The sequence below is a fragment of the Pseudomonas oryzihabitans genome, from assembly GCF_032027545.1.
Taxonomy (GTDB): Bacteria; Pseudomonadota; Gammaproteobacteria; order Pseudomonadales; family Pseudomonadaceae; genus Chryseomonas; species Chryseomonas oryzihabitans_F.
In genome coordinates, this window is the sequence record NZ_JAVSJB010000008.1 from 75,710 (window position 1) to 91,051 (window position 15,342).

The window sequence follows — 15,342 nt, forward strand, 5'->3', positions numbered from 1 at the left end:
TCACCGGGTTTCGTTGAACAGCTCGCGGCCGATCAGCATCCGGCGAATCTCGCTGGTGCCGGCGCCGATCTCGTAGAGCTTGGCGTCGCGCAGCAGGCGGCCGGTGGGGTATTCGTTGATATAGCCGTTGCCACCCAGGATCTGGATGGCTTCCAGGGCCATCTGGGTAGCCTTCTCGGCGGTATAGAGAATCACCCCGGCAGCGTCCTTGCGGGTGGTCTCGCCGCGGTCGCAGGCCTGGGCCACGGCATAGAGGTAGGCGCGGCTGGCATTCAGCCCGGTGTAGAGGTCAGCGACCTTGCCCTGGATCAGCTGGAATTCGCCGATGCTCTGGCCGAATTGCTGGCGGTCGTGGATATAGGGCAGCACCACGTCCAGGCAGGCCTGCATGATGCCCACCGGGCCGCCGGCGAGGACCACGCGCTCGTAGTCCAGGCCGCTCATCAGCACCCTGACCCCGCCGTTGACCTGGCCCAGCACGTTTTCCTCCGGCACCTCCACGTCGTCGAAGAACAGCTCGCAGGTGTTGGAGCCGCGCATGCCCAGCTTGTCGAACTTGCTGCCGCGGCTGAAACCGGTCCAGTCGCGCTCGACGATGAAGGCAGTGATGCCATGGGCGCCTTGTTCCGGCTCGGTCTTGGCGTAGATGACATAGGTATGGGCATCGGGCCCGTTGGTGATCCAGGTCTTGCTGCCGCTCAGCACATAGCGATCGCCGCGGCGTTCGGCGCGCAGCTTCATGGAGACCACGTCCGAGCCGGCGTTGGGTTCGCTCATGGCCAGGGCGCCGATGTGCTCGCCGCTGACCAGCCGGGGCAGGTAGCGTGCCTTCTGCGCGGCGGTGCCGTTGCGGTGGATCTGGTTGACGCAGAGATTGGAATGGGCGCCATAGGACAGGGCCACCGAGGCCGAGCCGCGGCTGATCTCCTCCATGGCCACCGCATGGGCCAGGTAGCCGAGTCCGGAACCGCCGTATTCCTCGTCCACGGTGATGCCGAGCAGCCCCAGGTCACCGAAGGTGCGCCAGAGGTCCATGGGGAAGGCGTTGCTGGCATCGATCTCGCCGGCGCGGGGCGCCACCTCGCGGGCGACCAGGTTGCGCACCTGGTCGCGCAGCAGATCGAGGGTCTCGCCCAGGGCGAAGTTGAGACTCGGGTAGCTCATGGGGTCACCTGTTGTCGGGATTGTCGGGTGAGAGCGGTCAACCGATCGGACGCGCACGGGGCGGCTACCCGGTACGGCGCGGAGCTGAAAGAAACAGGGCGGGGCAGCGCTGATGGCCAGGGGCGGGCCTGGCGCGCAGGCGGACGCTGGAAAACCTTCGGGCAGGGCGGCCGACGGCAGGGCAAGGGTGCGCATGGAGCGCGGGTGCGGAACGCGGGCGCCAGGGCGCGCATGGTCCGTCCTCCTGTTCATTATTCTTGTCATGGCGACCGCGAGAGGGAGGCGGCGCGCCTGTGCCTCTGAGTCTAGGAGAGGAAATGCGCTATCGTGAAACGATAAAAATAGAATCCAGGTATTGGAAAATCAGATGGCACTGCACCAGGACATCTCGATGCGGCAACTGCGCTATTTCGTCGCCGCCGCCGAGAACAGCCAGTTCTCGCTGGCGGCCAGCGCGGTCAACGTCAGCCAGTCCGCGGTCACCACGGCGGTCAGCCAACTGGAGGCGACGCTCGCCGTGCGGCTGTTCGAGCGCCTGCCCCACGGGGTGAAGCTCACGGCCGAGGGACACCAGTTCTATCATCATGCCCGGCACATCCTCGATACCCTGCAGGACGCCGTCAGCCAGCCGTTGTTCCAGAGCCACGCCCTGGTCGGCCAGGCGCGGGTCGGCGCCTCCTATGCGGTGCTCGGCTACTACCTGCCGACCCTCCTGGCCCGCTTCAAGCGCAGCTATCCGCAGATCGACATCGATTTGCGCGACATGGACCGGCCCAGCATCGAAGCCGGCATCAACGACGGCACCCTGGAACTGGGCCTCACCGTCATCTCCAACGTCGACGCCACCCAGCCCTTCGAGCGCCACCTGCTGATGCGCTCGCCGCGCCAGCTCTGGTTGCCCAGCGCCCATCCGCTGCTGGCGCCGGAACGCGTGACCCTGGCCGACATCGCCCCCTATCCCTACATCCTCGCCACGGTGGACGAAGGCGAGACCTCGACCCTGCGCTACTGGCGCGCGGCGGGCCTTGCGCCCAACGTGGTATTCAAGACCTCTTCCATGGAATCCCTACGCGGCCTGGTCGCCCATGGCTTCGGCGTGACCATCCTCTCCGACATGCTCTACCGCGGCTGGTCCCTGGAAGGCCGCAAGCTGGAAGCCCGTCCGGTGGCCGATGCCATCCCGCCCATGGAACTGGGCTTGATCTGGAGTCCTGAAGAGCGCCTGAGTCCTGGTGCCCAGGCGTTTCGGCAGTTCCTCCGTTCCGCCAGCGGCGAGGCGCGCGAGCGTTAGGTGGCCCTCGAGCCCAGCGTTCACCGCGACAGCGGATAGACGTAACGAAGCGAAGGACGAAGTAACACGACTAGCGTGTCTTCTGGTATACCATAATCCGGATGATTGGTATTGAAACCTGATCTTCCCCGAGTTGCCTCGCTTCGATACGGAGATGCGTATGCGCACCTGGTTCAAGGATCTGAAGACGACCCATAAGTTGGCCCTGGGCTTCGGCAGCGTGCTGCTGCTGACCCTGGCCATCGCCGCGACGGGCTGGAGCGCCATCGACGTGCTGGTGCGCAGCGGTGATCGCCTGGCCGCCATCGGTGAACTCACGGCAGCCGCCAAGGACCTGCGCATCGCGCGCCTGGACTACGCCCGCCAGGCGAGCGAGGCGACTGCCGGGCAAGTCACGGCGCGGTTGGCGACCCTGCGCGAGCAGCAGGGGGCCTTGCAGCGCCTGGGCCTCGATCCGACCAGTGAGCGGCTGCTCGGCGAACAGAGCGAGCTGGCGGGTACCTATGGCCAAACCTTCGCCGAACAGGTGGACGCCCACGAGCGCCAGGCCCAGGCGGCGGCGCTGCTCGGCACTCGCGCCGACCAGGCCTTGCAGGCGGTAGGCGAGATCGAGCGCAACCTGGCCAGCGGCGATGCGGCGGAGCTCTATCCAGGCCAGCGCCTGGGCCAGTTCCGCGCCATCGGCCTGCTGGATCGCAAACTCCGCGAGGTGAGATACAGCCTGCAGAGCTATCTGCTCACTGGCGATGCCGCTCAGGAAACCAAGGTGACTGGCGACATGGCCACCACCATCGCCGAGCTGCAACGCCGCCTGGCGACGGCGTCCTCGCGCGATGCACCCAGCCTGCGTCAGGCCGAAGAGGCGCTGCTGCATTACCAGCAATCCATCGGCGACTTCCAGGCGGCCCATCGCGAAGCGGCCAAGGCCGCCGACACGTTGCGCCTGCTGGAAGACCACCTTCTCGAGACCGGGCGCCAATTGGCGACCCAGACCATCGCCCGGCGCGAGGGGGACAGCCAGCACGCCTATCGCCGACTCGCCGGCATCAGCGTCCTGGCGCTGCTGGCGGGCCTGCTCGCCGGCTGGACCATCACTCGCCAGCTGATCCAACCCTTGCAGGCGTCGCTGTGGCAGGCCCGGCGCATCGCCGACGGCGACCTGTCAGTCGCCATGAGCGTGGCGCGGCGGGACGAACTCGGCCAGCTGCAAGCGAGCATGAGCGAGATGACCACCGGCCTGCGTGAGCTGGTCGGCCAGGTGCAGGAAGGTACCGCGCAGCTGCAGGGGGCGGCGCAGGGGCTTACCGGTAGCGCCGAGCGCACCCGCGAAGGCGTCGAGCGCCAGGGACAGGAAACCCGCCTGGTGGCCACCGCCATCGTCGAGTTGACGGCCAGCGCCCAGGAGGTTGCCGCCCATGCGGAGATGGCCTCACGGACCTCGCAGCAGGTGGAACGAGCGGCCAGCGAGGGCGATGCCCAGGTGCGCCAGGCGATCCGAGCGGTGGATGCCCTCGCCCAAGAGATGCTGGAGGCCGGCACGGCAATGGATGCCCTGCTGAGCGAGAGCAAGCGCATCGGGACGGTCACCGGGGTGATCAAGGCGGTGGCCGAGCAGACCAACCTGCTGGCCCTGAATGCCGCCATCGAGGCCGCGCGAGCGGGCGAGGCCGGGCGGGGTTTCGCGGTGGTGGCCGACGAGGTGCGCAACCTCGCTCGCACCGCCCAGCAGTCGGTGACCGAAATCGAGCGGATCGTCAGTGATCTGCTGGGCCGAGCCGGCCAGGCGGCGGCCCGGGTGGACGCGAGCCGCTCGCAGACCGGTCAGGCCGTGATCCTGATCCAGCAGGCGGGCGAGGCCCTGCAGCTCATCGCCGAGCAGGTGACGACCATGCAGTCGATGAATCTGCAGATCGCGGCGGCGGCGGAAGAGCAGAGCCGGGTCGCGGGCGAGGTGGAGCGCAGCGTCCATGTCGTCGAGGAATTGGCGCAGGCCAGCGTCGATTCCAGCCAGGAGCTGACCACGGCGAGCACCGAGCTGGGGCACCTGGGCGGGGAGTTGAGCGCGCGGATCCGGCGCTTCCGGCTCTAGGGCGGCACCTTCGCGCCGGCCGGATGGCTGACGCCGACGCCAGCCATCCGGCCCGGGCCGCTAGCGCTTCAGGTCGCTCTCGATCACCGGCAGACCAGGTGCGCCGGCGCGGGTGTCCACGCCCTTCATCCAGCCTGCTAGCACCTCGGGATGGTCCTTGAGCCAATCGCGGGCAGCGCGCCGCGGATTGACGTTCTGGTTGAGCACCTGGTCCATCAGCTCGTTTTCCATGGCGACGGTGAAGCTGAGGTTTTCCAGCAACCTGCCCACGTTGGCACAGCGGCGGCGCAGGGAAGCATTGGCCACGGTGTACACCGTGGAGCTGCCGAAATTGGCGCCGAAGTAGCGATCCGCGCCGGCCAGGTATTCGAATTCGAGCTGGGTGTTCATCGGGTGCGGTTCCCAGGCGAGGAAGGCCACCGGCTTCTTCAGCACCAGCTGGTTCTTCACCGTCGCGATCATCACCGCCTCGCTCTTCTCTTCCAGGGTGAAGTGGCCGAGCCCATAGGCGTTGTCGGCGATCATCCGCGCGATCCTGGCCGAGCCCGAACTGCTTTTTACCCCATAGATGACCTTGTCGAATTCCTCCTCGCGCGCGGCGAGATCCTGCACGGTCTTGACTCCCGCTTCATAGGTGTAGCGGGGCACCGCCAGGGTGTAGCGGGCGCCTTCGAGATTGGCCCGGATGATGTCGACGGAGGCGCGGTACTGGTCCAGCTCCGCCTTCTGGCTGGGCATCCAGTTGCCCATGAGCACGTCCAGTTCGCCGGTGGCGAGCTGCTTGAAGGTGTCGGGCACGCTCAGGCGATCGACGCGGGTCTGGTAATCGAGTCGTTCCAGCAGGAAGCGCGCTACGCTGGTGATGACCGTGGTATCCGTCCAGCCGATTTCCGCGAAGCTGATGGTCTGACAGCTGGCGTCCTCCGCCGCCGCTGCCTGGGCGGACATCGCCAGCAACAACCCTGCGATTAGCCCTCTCCTCATGTTCATGACCTCTTCCCCTTGGCCTGAGCGCAGGGGCCGGTATGCGTTCGACGCGCGAGCGACCGTCCCTGGCGTACGTTGTCGTGGTGCTGCTTGGGTATCGAGCGGGGCGCAAGTCGGGACGCTGAAGTCCCGGCCTTGCGCCCTGCGATTGTTTTGCCGGGGCCTGGCGAATACAAAGCGGGGTCGATGAATGGCGGCTGGGGCGGCGCGACCGGTGCGGCCGGATGCCCGGGCTAGGGCCGTTCCAGCCAGGCGCTGGCGGCAAGCGCCTGGCTAAGCGCACGGAACTCTGTGGAGCGCCGCTCCGGGCGACTCAGGGGGCGGAGGCCTTGCTCAGGTCGGCGTCGTTCCACTCGGTGTAGACGCAGGCGTCGCTGGCGGCCCAGCGCAGACGTACCACCTGGCCGGGCTGCAGGCCCTGGGCGTGGGCCAGCGACTTGACCATCAGCTGGGTGCCGCCCGCGGTCTGCAGGGTACAGCTCTGGCTTTCGCCGAGGAACAGTGCCTCGCCGACCCGTGCGGAGATCTCGTTCCAGCCCGCCGGCTTGGGCGCGGTGGCCGCCTGCTCGGTGGTCAGCAGATGGAGCTTTTCCGGGCGCAGCATTAGCAGCAACGGCTGGTTCGGGCGGACGCCCACGGTGGGCCGCATCGCCAGTTCCTGACCTTCGAAGTCGCAATGGGCCTGGGCACGGGCGGTGACGCGCAGGAAGTTGGAGTTGCCGAGGAAGGCCGCGACGAAGGCGTTCGGCGGATTCTGGTAAAGGTCGTAGCCGCTGCCCAGGCCGACGATGCGCCCATGGCTGAAGATGGCGATACGCTGGGACAGCCGCAGGGCCTCTTCCTGGTCGTGGGTCACGTAGACGATGGTGATGCCCAGCCGGCGGTGCAGCTGGCGCAGTTCGTCCTGGAGATCCTCGCGCAGCTTCTTGTCTAGCGCGCCCAGGGGTTCGTCCATCAACAGGATGCGCGGCTCGTAGACCAGCGCCCGAGCGATGGCGACGCGTTGTTGTTGACCGCCGGAGAGTTGCGCCGGGCGACGATGGGCGAAGGCTTCCAGCTGGACCAGACGCAGCATGGCGTCGACCTTCTGGTTGCGCTCGACGGTGCCCAGCTTGCGGATATCCAGCGGGAAGCCGATGTTGTCGCGCACCGAGAGATGCGGGAACAGCGAATAGCGCTGGAACACCATGCCGATGTCGCGCTGGTGCGGCGGCACCCGCAGCAGCGACCGACCGGCCACGTTGATGGCGCCGGAGCTGGGCGTCTCGAAGCCTGCCAGCATCGACAGGGTGGTGGACTTGCCCGAGCCACTGGAGCCCAGGAAGGTGAGGAATTCGCCCTCGTGGATGTCCAGCGACAGGTCGTCCACGGCGGTGAAGTCGCCATAGTGCTTGTTGAGATTCTGCAGGCGGACCAGGGGGGCCGCGGCGGCGGTGTTCTGAAGGACGGCGCTCATGGCAGGGCTCCGGGTATCAGCGGGATTGGGGGTGGCGGCGGCGCAGCAGGGCGGCGGCGAGCATCACCAGCAGGGAAAGACCGATCAGTACCGTGGAGGCCACGGCGATCACCGGCGTCAGGTCCTGGCGCAGGGTCGCCCACATCTTCACCGGCAGGGTCTGCAGGTTCGGGCTGGCCATCATCACGCTCAGCACCACCTCGTCCCAGGACACCAGGAAGGCGAACAGCGCCCCGGCGAACACCCCTGGCCAGATGCCCGGCAGGGTCACCCGGTAGATGGCCTGCAGGCGCGAGGCGCCACAGATCACCGCGGCATCTTCGATGGACTGGTCGAACAGCTTGAGCGAGTTGATGATGGCGATCAGCGCGAAGGGCAGGGCGACGATCACGTGGCTGACCACGAAGGCGAGCAGGGTGCCGGTGTAGCCCAGGCGCAGGAACAGCGCATAGATGGCCACGGCGATCACCACCAGTGGCACGATCATCGGCAGGGTGAAGATCGCATAGAGCGTCTTGCGGCCGGGAAACCTGCCGCGCACCAGGGCGAAGGCGCAGGGCAGCGCCAGGGCCACCGAGACCAGGGTGGTCAGCAGCGCCACCTTGAGACTGGCCAGGGCGGCCTGCATCCATTCCGGGTTGGCGAAGAACTGCTGGTACCACTTCAGCGTCCAGCCCGGCGGCGGGAAGACCAGCCACTGGGAGGAGCCGAACGACAACAGCACGATGAAGACGATGGGCAGCAGCAGGACCGCGGCGATGACGCCGGTGATCAGCAGCAGGCCGCCGCGCAGGCGCCAGCCGATGGCATTGGGAGTCAGCAGCATGGGGTCACCTCGCGTTCTGGGGGTCGACCGGGGATTCCGGCTGCAGGCGCAGATAGAGGGCGAACAACACCAGGGCGATGACGATCAGCAAGGCCGCGGCGGCGCTGGCCAGTCCCCAGTTCAGGAAGGATTGCACCTGCTGGATGATGAACTCCGGCAGCATCATGTTCTGCGCCCCGCCCAGCAGCGCCGGGGTGACGTAGTAGCCGAGGGACATGACGAACACCATCAGCGCCCCCGAGCCCAGGCCCGACCGGCACATGGGCAGGAACACCTTGCGGAAGTTGGTCCAGGGACTGGCGCCGCAGATGGCGCCCGCCTGCAGCACCATGGGGTCCATGGCCTGCAGCGTGGCCTGCAGCGGCAGCACGATGAAGGGGATCATGATGTAGGTCATGCCGATCACCACCCCGGTGAGGTTGTTGACCAGTGCCAGGGGCTCGTCGATCAGGCCGGCCGCCAGCAACAGCTTGTTCACCACTCCCGAGCCCTGCAACAGCACCAGCCAGGCATAGGTACGGGCGAGCAGGCTGGTCCACATCGACAACAGCACGATGTTGAACAGCAGCCGACCCCAGCCACGCGGCATCAGGGTGATGGTCCAGGCCAGCGGAAAGCCGATCAGCACACTGAACAGGGTCACCAAGGCGGCGACGCCGAAGGTGTTGAGCAACACCTGGGCGTAGGCGCCGTTGGCGAACAGGGTCTGGTAGTTGCCCAGCCCCGGCGTGGGTTCGAGAAAGCCCCGCAGCAGCAGGCCGATCAGCGGGATCAGGAAGAACAGGCCGAGGAACAGCAGGGCAGGGACGAGATGACTCGCCCCCTTCCAGCGTACGGCCCTCTCTCCCCGGTTGCGCGCCGAGTCGCTCACCCCGCGCTTGGGATCCGTGGCGGTGCCGAGCACCGCCCGGCTGGAGCTCGAGGCGGACATGTCATTTCACCAGCCATTCGTTCCAGCGGCTGGCGATCTCGCTGCCGTGCTGGGCCCAGTAGGCGAAGTCCAGGGTCACCTGCTCGCTGGCATAGGCCGTGGGCAGGTTCTTGGCCAGGTCGGGCGTCAGCTTGGCGACGCTGTCGACATTGACCGGGGCGTAGGCGGTGAGGTTGGCGAAATCCGCCTGGCCCTTGGCGCCGCTCGCTTCGGCGAGAAACTTCATCGCCGCGTCCTTGTTCTTGGCGCCCTTGGGCACCACCAGCATGTCGGCCATGACCAGGTTCTGCTTCCAGCTCACGCCGACCGGTGCGCCGTCCTGCTGCAGGGCATAGACCCGGCCGTTCCAGAACTGGCCCAGGGTCGCTTCACCGGAGGCGAGCAACTGCTGGGACTGGGCGCCACCACCCCACCAGACGATGTCCTTCTTGATGGTGTCGAGCTTCTTGAAGGCGCGGTCCAGGTCCAGCGGGTAGAGCTTGTCCTTGGGTACGCCGTCGGCCAGCAGCGCCAGCTCCAGCACGCCGGGGCTCGGCCACTTGTAGAGGGCGCGCTTGCCGGGGTAGGTGGTGGTGTCGAACAGCGCCGACCAGTCCTGGGGCTGCTTGCTGCCCAGCTTGCCCTGGTTGTAGCCGAGCACGAAGGAGAAGAAGAAGGAACCCACGGCGTGATCGTTGACGAAGCGCGGATCGATCTTGGCACGATCGATGGTCTTGAAGTCCAGGGGTTCGAGCAGCCCTTGCTGGGCGGCGCGCAGGGCGAAGTCCGCCTCCACGTCGACCACGTCCCACTGGACATTGCCGCTCTGCACCATGGCCTGCAGCTTGCCGTAGTCGGTGGGGCCGTCCTGCACCACCTGGATGCCGGTCTGCTGGGTGAAGGGCTCGGCCCAGGCTTTCTTCTGGGCGTCCTGGGTGGTGCCGCCCCAGCTGGTGAAGTTGAGACTTTCCGCCTGGGCCTGGACGCCCAGAGTGGCGAGCAGGCCGGCGACGACCACGGATACGACTTTGCGCTTCAGCAACATCTTGATGCCCTCTCTGTTATTGGATCGACGCGGCCAAGAGGCCTCGTCCGTTCTAAGAGCAGTGCGGCCAGGGGCCAGAAAAAGGGAAGCCTTGGACTTGTTCTATCGGACCCGTCTGATTCAGGTCTCGGCGTAATTTGATATTATGGTATTCCAAACCTTTTGCAAGCCTTCCTGCATGACGTTTTGCCATCAGCCGGAGAAGGGCAGGGTCTCGACGATTTCCAGCTCGTAGCCGGTCAGGCCCGCGTAGCGCAGTGGCAGACCAAGGTGACGAATGCGGCTCACGCCAAGGTCCTGCAGGATCTGGGCCCCTGTTCCCACCTCGGCATAGATCCGCGATTGCGAGCGCTCGAACAACCGCTTGGGCTGGGTCAGCGAGGGCACCCGGGCCAGCAATGCTTGGGAGGATTCGTGGTTGGCCAGTACCACGACGATCCCGTGGCCTTCCTCGGCGACGCGTTGCAGGGCGGCCCACAGGGTCCAGCTTGGCGGACCGCTGTATTCGGCCCCGACCAGGTCGCGCAAGGGGTCCAGGGCGTGGACGCGCACCAGGGTGGGTGTCTCGCGGTCGAGGTCGCCCATCACCATGGCCAGGTGGACGCCACCCTCGATGCGATCCTCGTAGGTCAGCAGGCGGAAGGTGCCATGCACCGTAGGCAGTTCGCTTTCGCCGATGCGGACCACGGTGTGCTCGTGACGCAGGCGATAGTGGATGAGGTCGGCGATGGTGCCGAGCTTGATGCCGTGGCGCTCGCCGAAGCGCTCCAGGTCCGGGCGCCGCGCCATGCTGCCGTCATCGTTCATCACCTCGACGATCACCGCGGATGGATCGCGCCCGGCCAGGCGGGCCAGGTCGCAACCGGCCTCGGTGTGGCCGGCTCGGGTCAGCACGCCACCGTCGCGGGCGCGCAGGGGAAAGATGTGGCCGGGCTGGACCAGGTCGCGAGGGCTGGCGTCCGGCGCCACCGCGGCCTCGATGGTGCGTGCCCGGTCAGCGGCCGATATGCCGGTGGTGACCCCGGTGGCCGCCTCGATGGAGACGGTGAAGGCGGTGCCATGCACGGTACCGTTGTCGCTGACCATCTGCATCAGGTTGAGCCGGCGGCAGCGCTCCTCGGTGAGGGTCAGGCAGATCAGGCCACGGGCTTCCCGGGCCATGAAGCTGATTGCCGCGGGGGTGCAGGCGTCGGCGGCCAGCAGGATGTCACCTTCGTTCTCGCGGTCTTCGTCGTCGACCAGGATGACCATCTTGCCGGCACGGAAATCCTCGATGATCGCTTCGATGGGGTGGATGGCCACGGTAACCTCATGGATAGGCTGGATTGCTTTGTAATCTGGTATACCATGAGACAAATCGCAGCGAAAGAGGTGAGATTTCATGAAAGGTTATTGGATCGCCCAGGTCGACGTGACCGATCCCGAGGCCTATCGGGGCTACACCGAACGTGCGCCTGCGGCTTTCGCCCGCTATGGCGGTCGCTTCCTCGCCCGGGGTGGCCGGGCCGAGCAACTGGAAGGCGACGGCTGGGCGACCCGCCGCGTGGTGATCGAATTCGATTCCTACGAACAGGCGCTGGCTTGCTATCGTTCGGCCGAATACCAGGAGGCCTGCGGCCATCGCCAGACGGCGGCGCGGGCGGAGATCTTCATCGTCGAAGGACTGTGACGGTGGCCAGGCGGGGTTGCGGCCACGGGCGGCCCGTCGCAATGCTCATTTACCATTCGTAAACTCGTTCGCGAGCCCGGTCCGCGTCCTCAGCTATTTTTCGCGGGGCCGCCTAGGCCTCGTTTGTCTCTAGCTCGCGAGACGTTGAACAGGCTCTTAGCGCTCGATGCGCGGCTCGTCCTGCACTCGGGGCACGAAGAGTTCGCGGGCGACTTCGCCCTCGTGCGCCGGCTGGCGCTGGAGATAGTTGAGGGCCACCTTGGCCGCCGAACGCACATGGTCGACCGAGGCCTGGTGGGCGGCCAGGGCGTCACCGCTGCGGATCGCCGCGACGATGCGTTCCATCTCGGCATTGCTCGCCTGGCGGCGATTGGCCTGGGATACCGAGGTCGCGCGCAGATAGCTGACCCGTGCCTGCAACTGGCGCAACTGGGTGGCGGCGACGCGATTGCCGCAGCCCTCCATCAGCACGTCGTAGAAGCGCTGGACGCTCTCGATCACCTCCGGCAGCTCGGCGCCTTCCAGGGCCTCGCGGTTTTCCGCCAGGGCGCGCTCCAGGGCATCGATTTCCTTGGCGCCGGCACGCAGGGTGAACAGCTGCACGATCATGCCTTCCAGCACGCAGCGCAGCTCATAGAGGTCGCAGGCGTCCTCCAGGGTAATGATGGCCACCCGCGGTCCGCGGGCATCGGCGAACTCCACCAGGCCCTCGGATTCGAGATGGCGCAATGCCTCGCGTACCGAGGTGCGGCTGACGCCCAGGCGGTCGCAGAGATCGCGCTCCACCAGGCGGTCGCCCGGCAACAACTGGAAGTTCAGGATCGCCTGGCGCAGGCGGTTGCACACCATCTCGCGAAGGGTGACGGGGCTGCGGGTGATCTTGAAGCTGTCGTCGAGTTGCGCGCGTCTCATGGGGCTCCCTGGCGGATCGGTTCTACAGGCGATGGACGAGGGGGCGGGTCGTGGAATCGGCCGCGCCGGGGCGACCGCGGGCCGCTGTCACCGCCCGGCTCATGCCTGTCCGAAAGGGCTGAATTCTAGCACGCCCCCTTGGCGCTCATAAGCCCGGCGGTAGCGTGCCGGCCTCAGGCATGCACCGGTGCGGCCCCCATGCGTCCCCTGTGATAGAGCATAGGAACGACCTCCTGTTCCGGCACGATCAGATTTTTCACCGCGCCGACGATGATGGCGTGGTCGCCGCCGTCGTACTCGCGCCACAGCTCGCACTCGATCACCGCGGTGGCATTGGCCAGCAGCGGATTGCCCAGGGCGCTGCGCGTCCATTCGATGCCTTGGGTCTTGTCCTTGCCCTTGCTGGCGAAGGCGTAGGCGATGCTTTGCTGTTCGGCACCCAGCAGGTGGATGGCGAAGCCCTTGCCATCACGCAGCAAGGGATAGGTGGCGGAGCTGTAGTTGGGGCAGAACAGCACCAGCGCCGGGTCGAGCGACAGGGCGCTGAAGGCGCTGGCGGTCAGGCCGGCCAGGTTGCCCTCGGCATCCAGGGTGGTGACCACGGTGACGCCGGAGGGAAAGGCGCCCATTACCTGCTTGTAGACTGCGGGATCGATCATGACTGCCAACCTCATTCAACGCATCACAAAGGGATCGGGCATCGGTGCCTGGGACAGGTTGATCCATACCGTCTTGGTTTCGGTATAGGCCAGAACCGAGTCGATGCCGCTCTCGCGGCCGTAGCCGCTGTTCTTGAAACCGCCGATCGGCGCCATGGCCGAGACGGCGCGATAGGTGTTGACCCAGATGATGCCGGAGCGGATATCCCGCGCCAGGCGATGGGCGCGGCCCAGGTCACGGGTCCAGATGCCGGCGGCGAGACCCAGCTCGCTGTCGTTGGCCAGGCGCAGGGCCTCGGCCTCGTCCTGGAAGCGGATCACCGCGGCGACCGGCCCGAAGACCTCTTCCTGCATGATGCGCAGCGAGTGCCGGTCGCATTCCAGCAGGGTGGGTTCGTAGTACCAGCCGGCGCTGCCGGTGTCCGGCCGCTTGCCGCCCAGGCGCAGGGTGGCGCCTTCGGCCAGGGCCTCGCCCACCAGCCGCTCGACGATGGCGAGTTGCTGCGCGGTGGCCATGGGGCCCATCTCGCTGGCGTCGTCCTGGGGGTTGCCGATGCGGATGCGCTGGGCACGCTCCACCAGCCGGGCGACGAATTCGTCGTAGATCTCGTCCTGCACCAGCAGTCGCGAGCCGGCCACGCAACTTTGCCCGGAGGCGGCGTAGATGCCGGCCACCGCACCGTTGACCGCGCTATCCAGGTCGGCGTCGGCGAAGATGATGTTGGGCGACTTGCCGCCCAGCTCCAGGCTCAGCTTGGCGAAGTTCTCGGCGCTGGCACGGACCACGTGGCGCGCCGTGGCGGCACCACCGGTGAAGGCGATCTTGCGCACCAGCGGATGGCGGGTGAGGGCCGCACCGGCGCCTGGGCCGTAGCCGGTCACCACGTTGAACACCCCGGGCGGGATGCCGGCTGCCAGGGCCAGTCGCGCCAGCTCCAGGATGGTGGCGGAGGCGTGCTCGGAGGGCTTGATGACCACGGTGTTGCCGGCGGCCAGCGCCGGGGCGACCTTGATGGCGGTGAGGTACAGCGGACTGTTCCAGGGCACGATGCCGGCGATCACGCCCAGCGGCTCATGCACCGTGTAGGCGAAGAGGTCGGTCTTGTCCAGCGGCAGGGTGCCGCCTTCGAGCTTGTCGGCGAGGCCCGCGGTGTAGTGGAAGAATTCCGGCAGGTAGCCGACCTGGCCGCGGGTCTCGCGGATCAGCTTGCCGTTGTCGCGGCTCTCCAACTGGGCCAGGGCTTCCTTGTTCTCGGCGATGAGATCGCCCAGCCGGCGTAGCAGCTTGCCGCGGGCGGTGGCGGTCAGGCCGCGCCAGGCAGGTGCCTCGAAGGCGCGCTGGGCGGCCTGTACGGCGCGATCGACGTCCTCGGCGTCGGCGTCGGGCAATTCCGCCCAGGGCTCGGCGGTGGCCGGGTTGAGACTGGCGAAGGTGCGGCCCGCCTGGGCTTCGGTCCATTCGCCGTCGATGCACATCTGGAAGCGTTGCAGGGTCATGCCACGTGTCCCTTGATGGAGGTGGAGGAGGCCGTGCCCAGGGCGTCATCGAGGAAGTCCAGCAGCAGGGCGTTGACCAGCTTGGGTGACTCGACCGGCATCATATGGCGTTGATCGGCCAGCACGGCAGTGCGCGCCTGGGGAATCCGCGCCGCCAGTTGCCGCGCCATCTCCGGGGTGGAGCCGCTATCCAGTTCGCCGGTGGCCACCAGGGTCGGGACCTGGATGCTGTCGAGGCGCTCGGCGCCGTAGCGATCCTGGGTGGCGAACAGGGCATAGCTGGTGAGGTAGCCCTGGGGGTCGTTGTTGGCGAAGGCCTGGCGCAACGCCTGGATCTGCGCCGGGTTGGCACCCTGGTATTCCCGGCTGAACCAGCGCGCCAGGGCGCTATCCAGGTTGGCGTCGGGACCTTCCCGTTCGGCCTGGCGGGTGCGCTCCAGCACTCCCGTGCGCTGGTCCACGGAGCGGTTGAACACGCTGTTGAGGATCACCAGGGCATTCAGCCGCTGCGAATGGCGCAGGGCGAAGGCGCGGGCGATTAGGCCACCCATGGAGAAGCCGATCACCGCGGCCGTCCGGATGGCGAGATGGTCGAGTAGCTCGACGAGCTGGTCGGCGTAGTCGTCGAGGGTCGCCTCCGGTGCCGGGCGCTGGCTGGCACCGTGCCCGAGCATGTCGTAGGCGATCACCTGGTAGCGTGGCGCGAGTCCCGCGAGTTGACCGCCCCACATCTCCTTGCTGAGCCCCACGCCGTGGATCAGGACGAGGGGGCTGCCGTCGCCGGCGATACTGAAGGCGGTGCCGGCAGGGGTCTTGGCGTCTTTGGACCGGATCATT

The 15,342-nt window shown here is 67.1% G+C and carries 14 protein-coding genes and 1 pseudogene; 4 read left to right on the plus strand and 11 right to left on the minus strand.

Features of this window, described 5'->3' with window-relative positions; genetic code table 11:
• Nucleotides 1-1,164 carry an isovaleryl-CoA dehydrogenase gene (locus RND78_RS15295; RefSeq protein WP_312729947.1) on the minus strand — a complete coding sequence of 388 codons (1,164 nt, stop codon included), beginning with the start codon at nucleotides 1,162-1,164 and terminating at the stop codon, nucleotides 1-3.
• Between the two features lie 367 nt (nucleotides 1,165-1,531).
• Between RND78_RS15295 and RND78_RS15300 the strand changes: the two genes are divergently transcribed.
• The 3 genes and pseudogenes from RND78_RS15300 to RND78_RS28295 all read left to right on the plus strand — a co-directional run bounded on the left by RND78_RS15300 (nucleotide 1,532) and on the right by RND78_RS28295 (nucleotide 4,544).
• A complete protein-coding gene (locus RND78_RS15300; protein ID WP_312729949.1) occupies nucleotides 1,532-2,455 on the plus strand; it encodes a LysR family transcriptional regulator in 924 nt (307 codons plus the stop codon).
• A 160-nt stretch (nucleotides 2,456-2,615) separates the two neighbouring features.
• Nucleotides 2,616-3,689 (plus strand): annotated as a pseudogene (locus RND78_RS28290) (methyl-accepting chemotaxis protein); the annotation flags it as partial.
• Nucleotides 3,681-4,544: a methyl-accepting chemotaxis protein gene (locus RND78_RS28295; RefSeq protein WP_409457059.1), complete on the plus strand. Its 864-nt coding sequence runs from the start codon at nucleotides 3,681-3,683 to the stop codon at nucleotides 4,542-4,544. The pseudogene RND78_RS28290 and the gene RND78_RS28295, both read left to right, overlap by 9 nt.
• Before the next feature lie 60 nt (nucleotides 4,545-4,604).
• Here RND78_RS28295 and RND78_RS15310 read toward each other — a convergent pair whose 3' ends face one another.
• From RND78_RS15310 to ribBA, 6 genes are all read right to left on the minus strand, one after another.
• Nucleotides 4,605-5,534, minus strand: a complete 930-nt coding sequence (locus tag RND78_RS15310; protein ID WP_312729951.1) for a glycine betaine ABC transporter substrate-binding protein — start codon at nucleotides 5,532-5,534, stop codon at nucleotides 4,605-4,607.
• 310 nt (nucleotides 5,535-5,844) lie between these two features.
• Nucleotides 5,845-6,987, minus strand: a complete 1,143-nt coding sequence (locus tag RND78_RS15315; RefSeq protein ID WP_312729953.1) for an ABC transporter ATP-binding protein — start codon at nucleotides 6,985-6,987, stop codon at nucleotides 5,845-5,847.
• A gap of 16 nt (nucleotides 6,988-7,003) precedes the next feature.
• Nucleotides 7,004-7,813, minus strand: coding sequence for an ABC transporter permease (locus RND78_RS15320; protein ID WP_312729955.1), 810 nt, complete (start codon nucleotides 7,811-7,813; stop codon nucleotides 7,004-7,006).
• Nucleotides 7,814-7,817: 4 nt separating this feature from the next.
• Nucleotides 7,818-8,744: an ABC transporter permease gene (locus RND78_RS15325; RefSeq protein ID WP_312729957.1), complete on the minus strand. Its 927-nt coding sequence runs from the start codon at nucleotides 8,742-8,744 to the stop codon at nucleotides 7,818-7,820.
• A gap of 1 nt (nucleotide 8,745) precedes the next feature.
• On the minus strand, nucleotides 8,746-9,768 hold the full coding sequence (locus RND78_RS15330) for an ABC transporter substrate-binding protein (protein WP_059229654.1): 1,023 nt from the start codon (nucleotides 9,766-9,768) through the stop codon (nucleotides 8,746-8,748).
• A gap of 192 nt (nucleotides 9,769-9,960) precedes the next feature.
• Complete coding sequence (gene ribBA, locus RND78_RS15335; RefSeq protein ID WP_312729959.1) at nucleotides 9,961-11,070, minus strand: bifunctional 3,4-dihydroxy-2-butanone-4-phosphate synthase/GTP cyclohydrolase II; 1,110 nt, start codon at nucleotides 11,068-11,070, stop codon at nucleotides 9,961-9,963.
• Nucleotides 11,071-11,149: 79 nt separating this feature from the next.
• Between ribBA and RND78_RS15340 the strand changes: the two genes are divergently transcribed.
• Nucleotides 11,150-11,437, plus strand: coding sequence for a DUF1330 domain-containing protein (locus RND78_RS15340; RefSeq protein ID WP_312729961.1), 288 nt, complete (start codon nucleotides 11,150-11,152; stop codon nucleotides 11,435-11,437).
• Between the two features lie 156 nt (nucleotides 11,438-11,593).
• Here RND78_RS15340 and RND78_RS15345 read toward each other — a convergent pair whose 3' ends face one another.
• The 4 genes from RND78_RS15345 to RND78_RS15360 form a co-directional block, all read right to left on the minus strand.
• On the minus strand, nucleotides 11,594-12,349 hold the full coding sequence (locus tag RND78_RS15345; RefSeq protein ID WP_312729963.1) for a GntR family transcriptional regulator: 756 nt from the start codon (nucleotides 12,347-12,349) through the stop codon (nucleotides 11,594-11,596).
• A 173-nt stretch (nucleotides 12,350-12,522) separates the two neighbouring features.
• Entirely contained in the window at nucleotides 12,523-13,008 is a 486-nt protein-coding gene (locus RND78_RS15350) for a flavin reductase family protein (RefSeq protein WP_312729965.1), read from the minus strand.
• A 15-nt stretch (nucleotides 13,009-13,023) separates the two neighbouring features.
• The gene (locus RND78_RS15355) at nucleotides 13,024-14,505 is read right to left on the minus strand and encodes an aldehyde dehydrogenase (RefSeq protein WP_312729967.1); all 1,482 of its coding nucleotides are present in this window, start codon (nucleotides 14,503-14,505) and stop codon (nucleotides 13,024-13,026) included.
• Nucleotides 14,502-15,341 (minus strand): alpha/beta fold hydrolase, encoded by an 840-nt coding sequence (locus tag RND78_RS15360; protein WP_312729969.1) that lies wholly within the window; start codon nucleotides 15,339-15,341, stop codon nucleotides 14,502-14,504. Before RND78_RS15360 ends, RND78_RS15355 begins: the two co-directional genes overlap by 4 nt.
• Between the last annotated feature and the right edge of the window lies 1 nt (nucleotide 15,342).

What these genes read in the sequence shown, in the direction of transcription:
- RND78_RS15295 (WP_312729947.1), bottom strand. Translation starts at nt 1,164, where the DNA reads ATGAGCTACCCGAGTCTCAACTTCGCCCTGGGCGAGACCCTCGATCTG.
- RND78_RS15300 (WP_312729949.1), top strand. Translation starts at nt 1,532, where the DNA reads ATGGCACTGCACCAGGACATCTCGATGCGGCAACTGCGCTATTTCGTC.
- RND78_RS28295 (WP_409457059.1), top strand. Translation starts at nt 3,681, where the DNA reads ATGACCACCGGCCTGCGTGAGCTGGTCGGCCAGGTGCAGGAAGGTACC.
- RND78_RS15310 (WP_312729951.1), bottom strand. Translation starts at nt 5,534, where the DNA reads ATGAACATGAGGAGAGGGCTAATCGCAGGGTTGTTGCTGGCGATGTCC.
- RND78_RS15315 (WP_312729953.1), bottom strand. Translation starts at nt 6,987, where the DNA reads ATGAGCGCCGTCCTTCAGAACACCGCCGCCGCGGCCCCCCTGGTCCGC.
- RND78_RS15320 (WP_312729955.1), bottom strand. Translation starts at nt 7,813, where the DNA reads ATGCTGCTGACTCCCAATGCCATCGGCTGGCGCCTGCGCGGCGGCCTG.
- RND78_RS15325 (WP_312729957.1), bottom strand. Translation starts at nt 8,744, where the DNA reads ATGTCCGCCTCGAGCTCCAGCCGGGCGGTGCTCGGCACCGCCACGGAT.
- RND78_RS15330 (WP_059229654.1), bottom strand. Translation starts at nt 9,768, where the DNA reads ATGTTGCTGAAGCGCAAAGTCGTATCCGTGGTCGTCGCCGGCCTGCTC.
- RND78_RS15340 (WP_312729961.1), top strand. Translation starts at nt 11,150, where the DNA reads ATGAAAGGTTATTGGATCGCCCAGGTCGACGTGACCGATCCCGAGGCC.
- RND78_RS15345 (WP_312729963.1), bottom strand. Translation starts at nt 12,349, where the DNA reads ATGAGACGCGCGCAACTCGACGACAGCTTCAAGATCACCCGCAGCCCC.
- RND78_RS15350 (WP_312729965.1), bottom strand. Translation starts at nt 13,008, where the DNA reads ATGATCGATCCCGCAGTCTACAAGCAGGTAATGGGCGCCTTTCCCTCC.
- RND78_RS15355 (WP_312729967.1), bottom strand. Translation starts at nt 14,505, where the DNA reads ATGACCCTGCAACGCTTCCAGATGTGCATCGACGGCGAATGGACCGAA.
- RND78_RS15360 (WP_312729969.1), bottom strand. Translation starts at nt 15,341, where the DNA reads ATGATCCGGTCCAAAGACGCCAAGACCCCTGCCGGCACCGCCTTCAGT.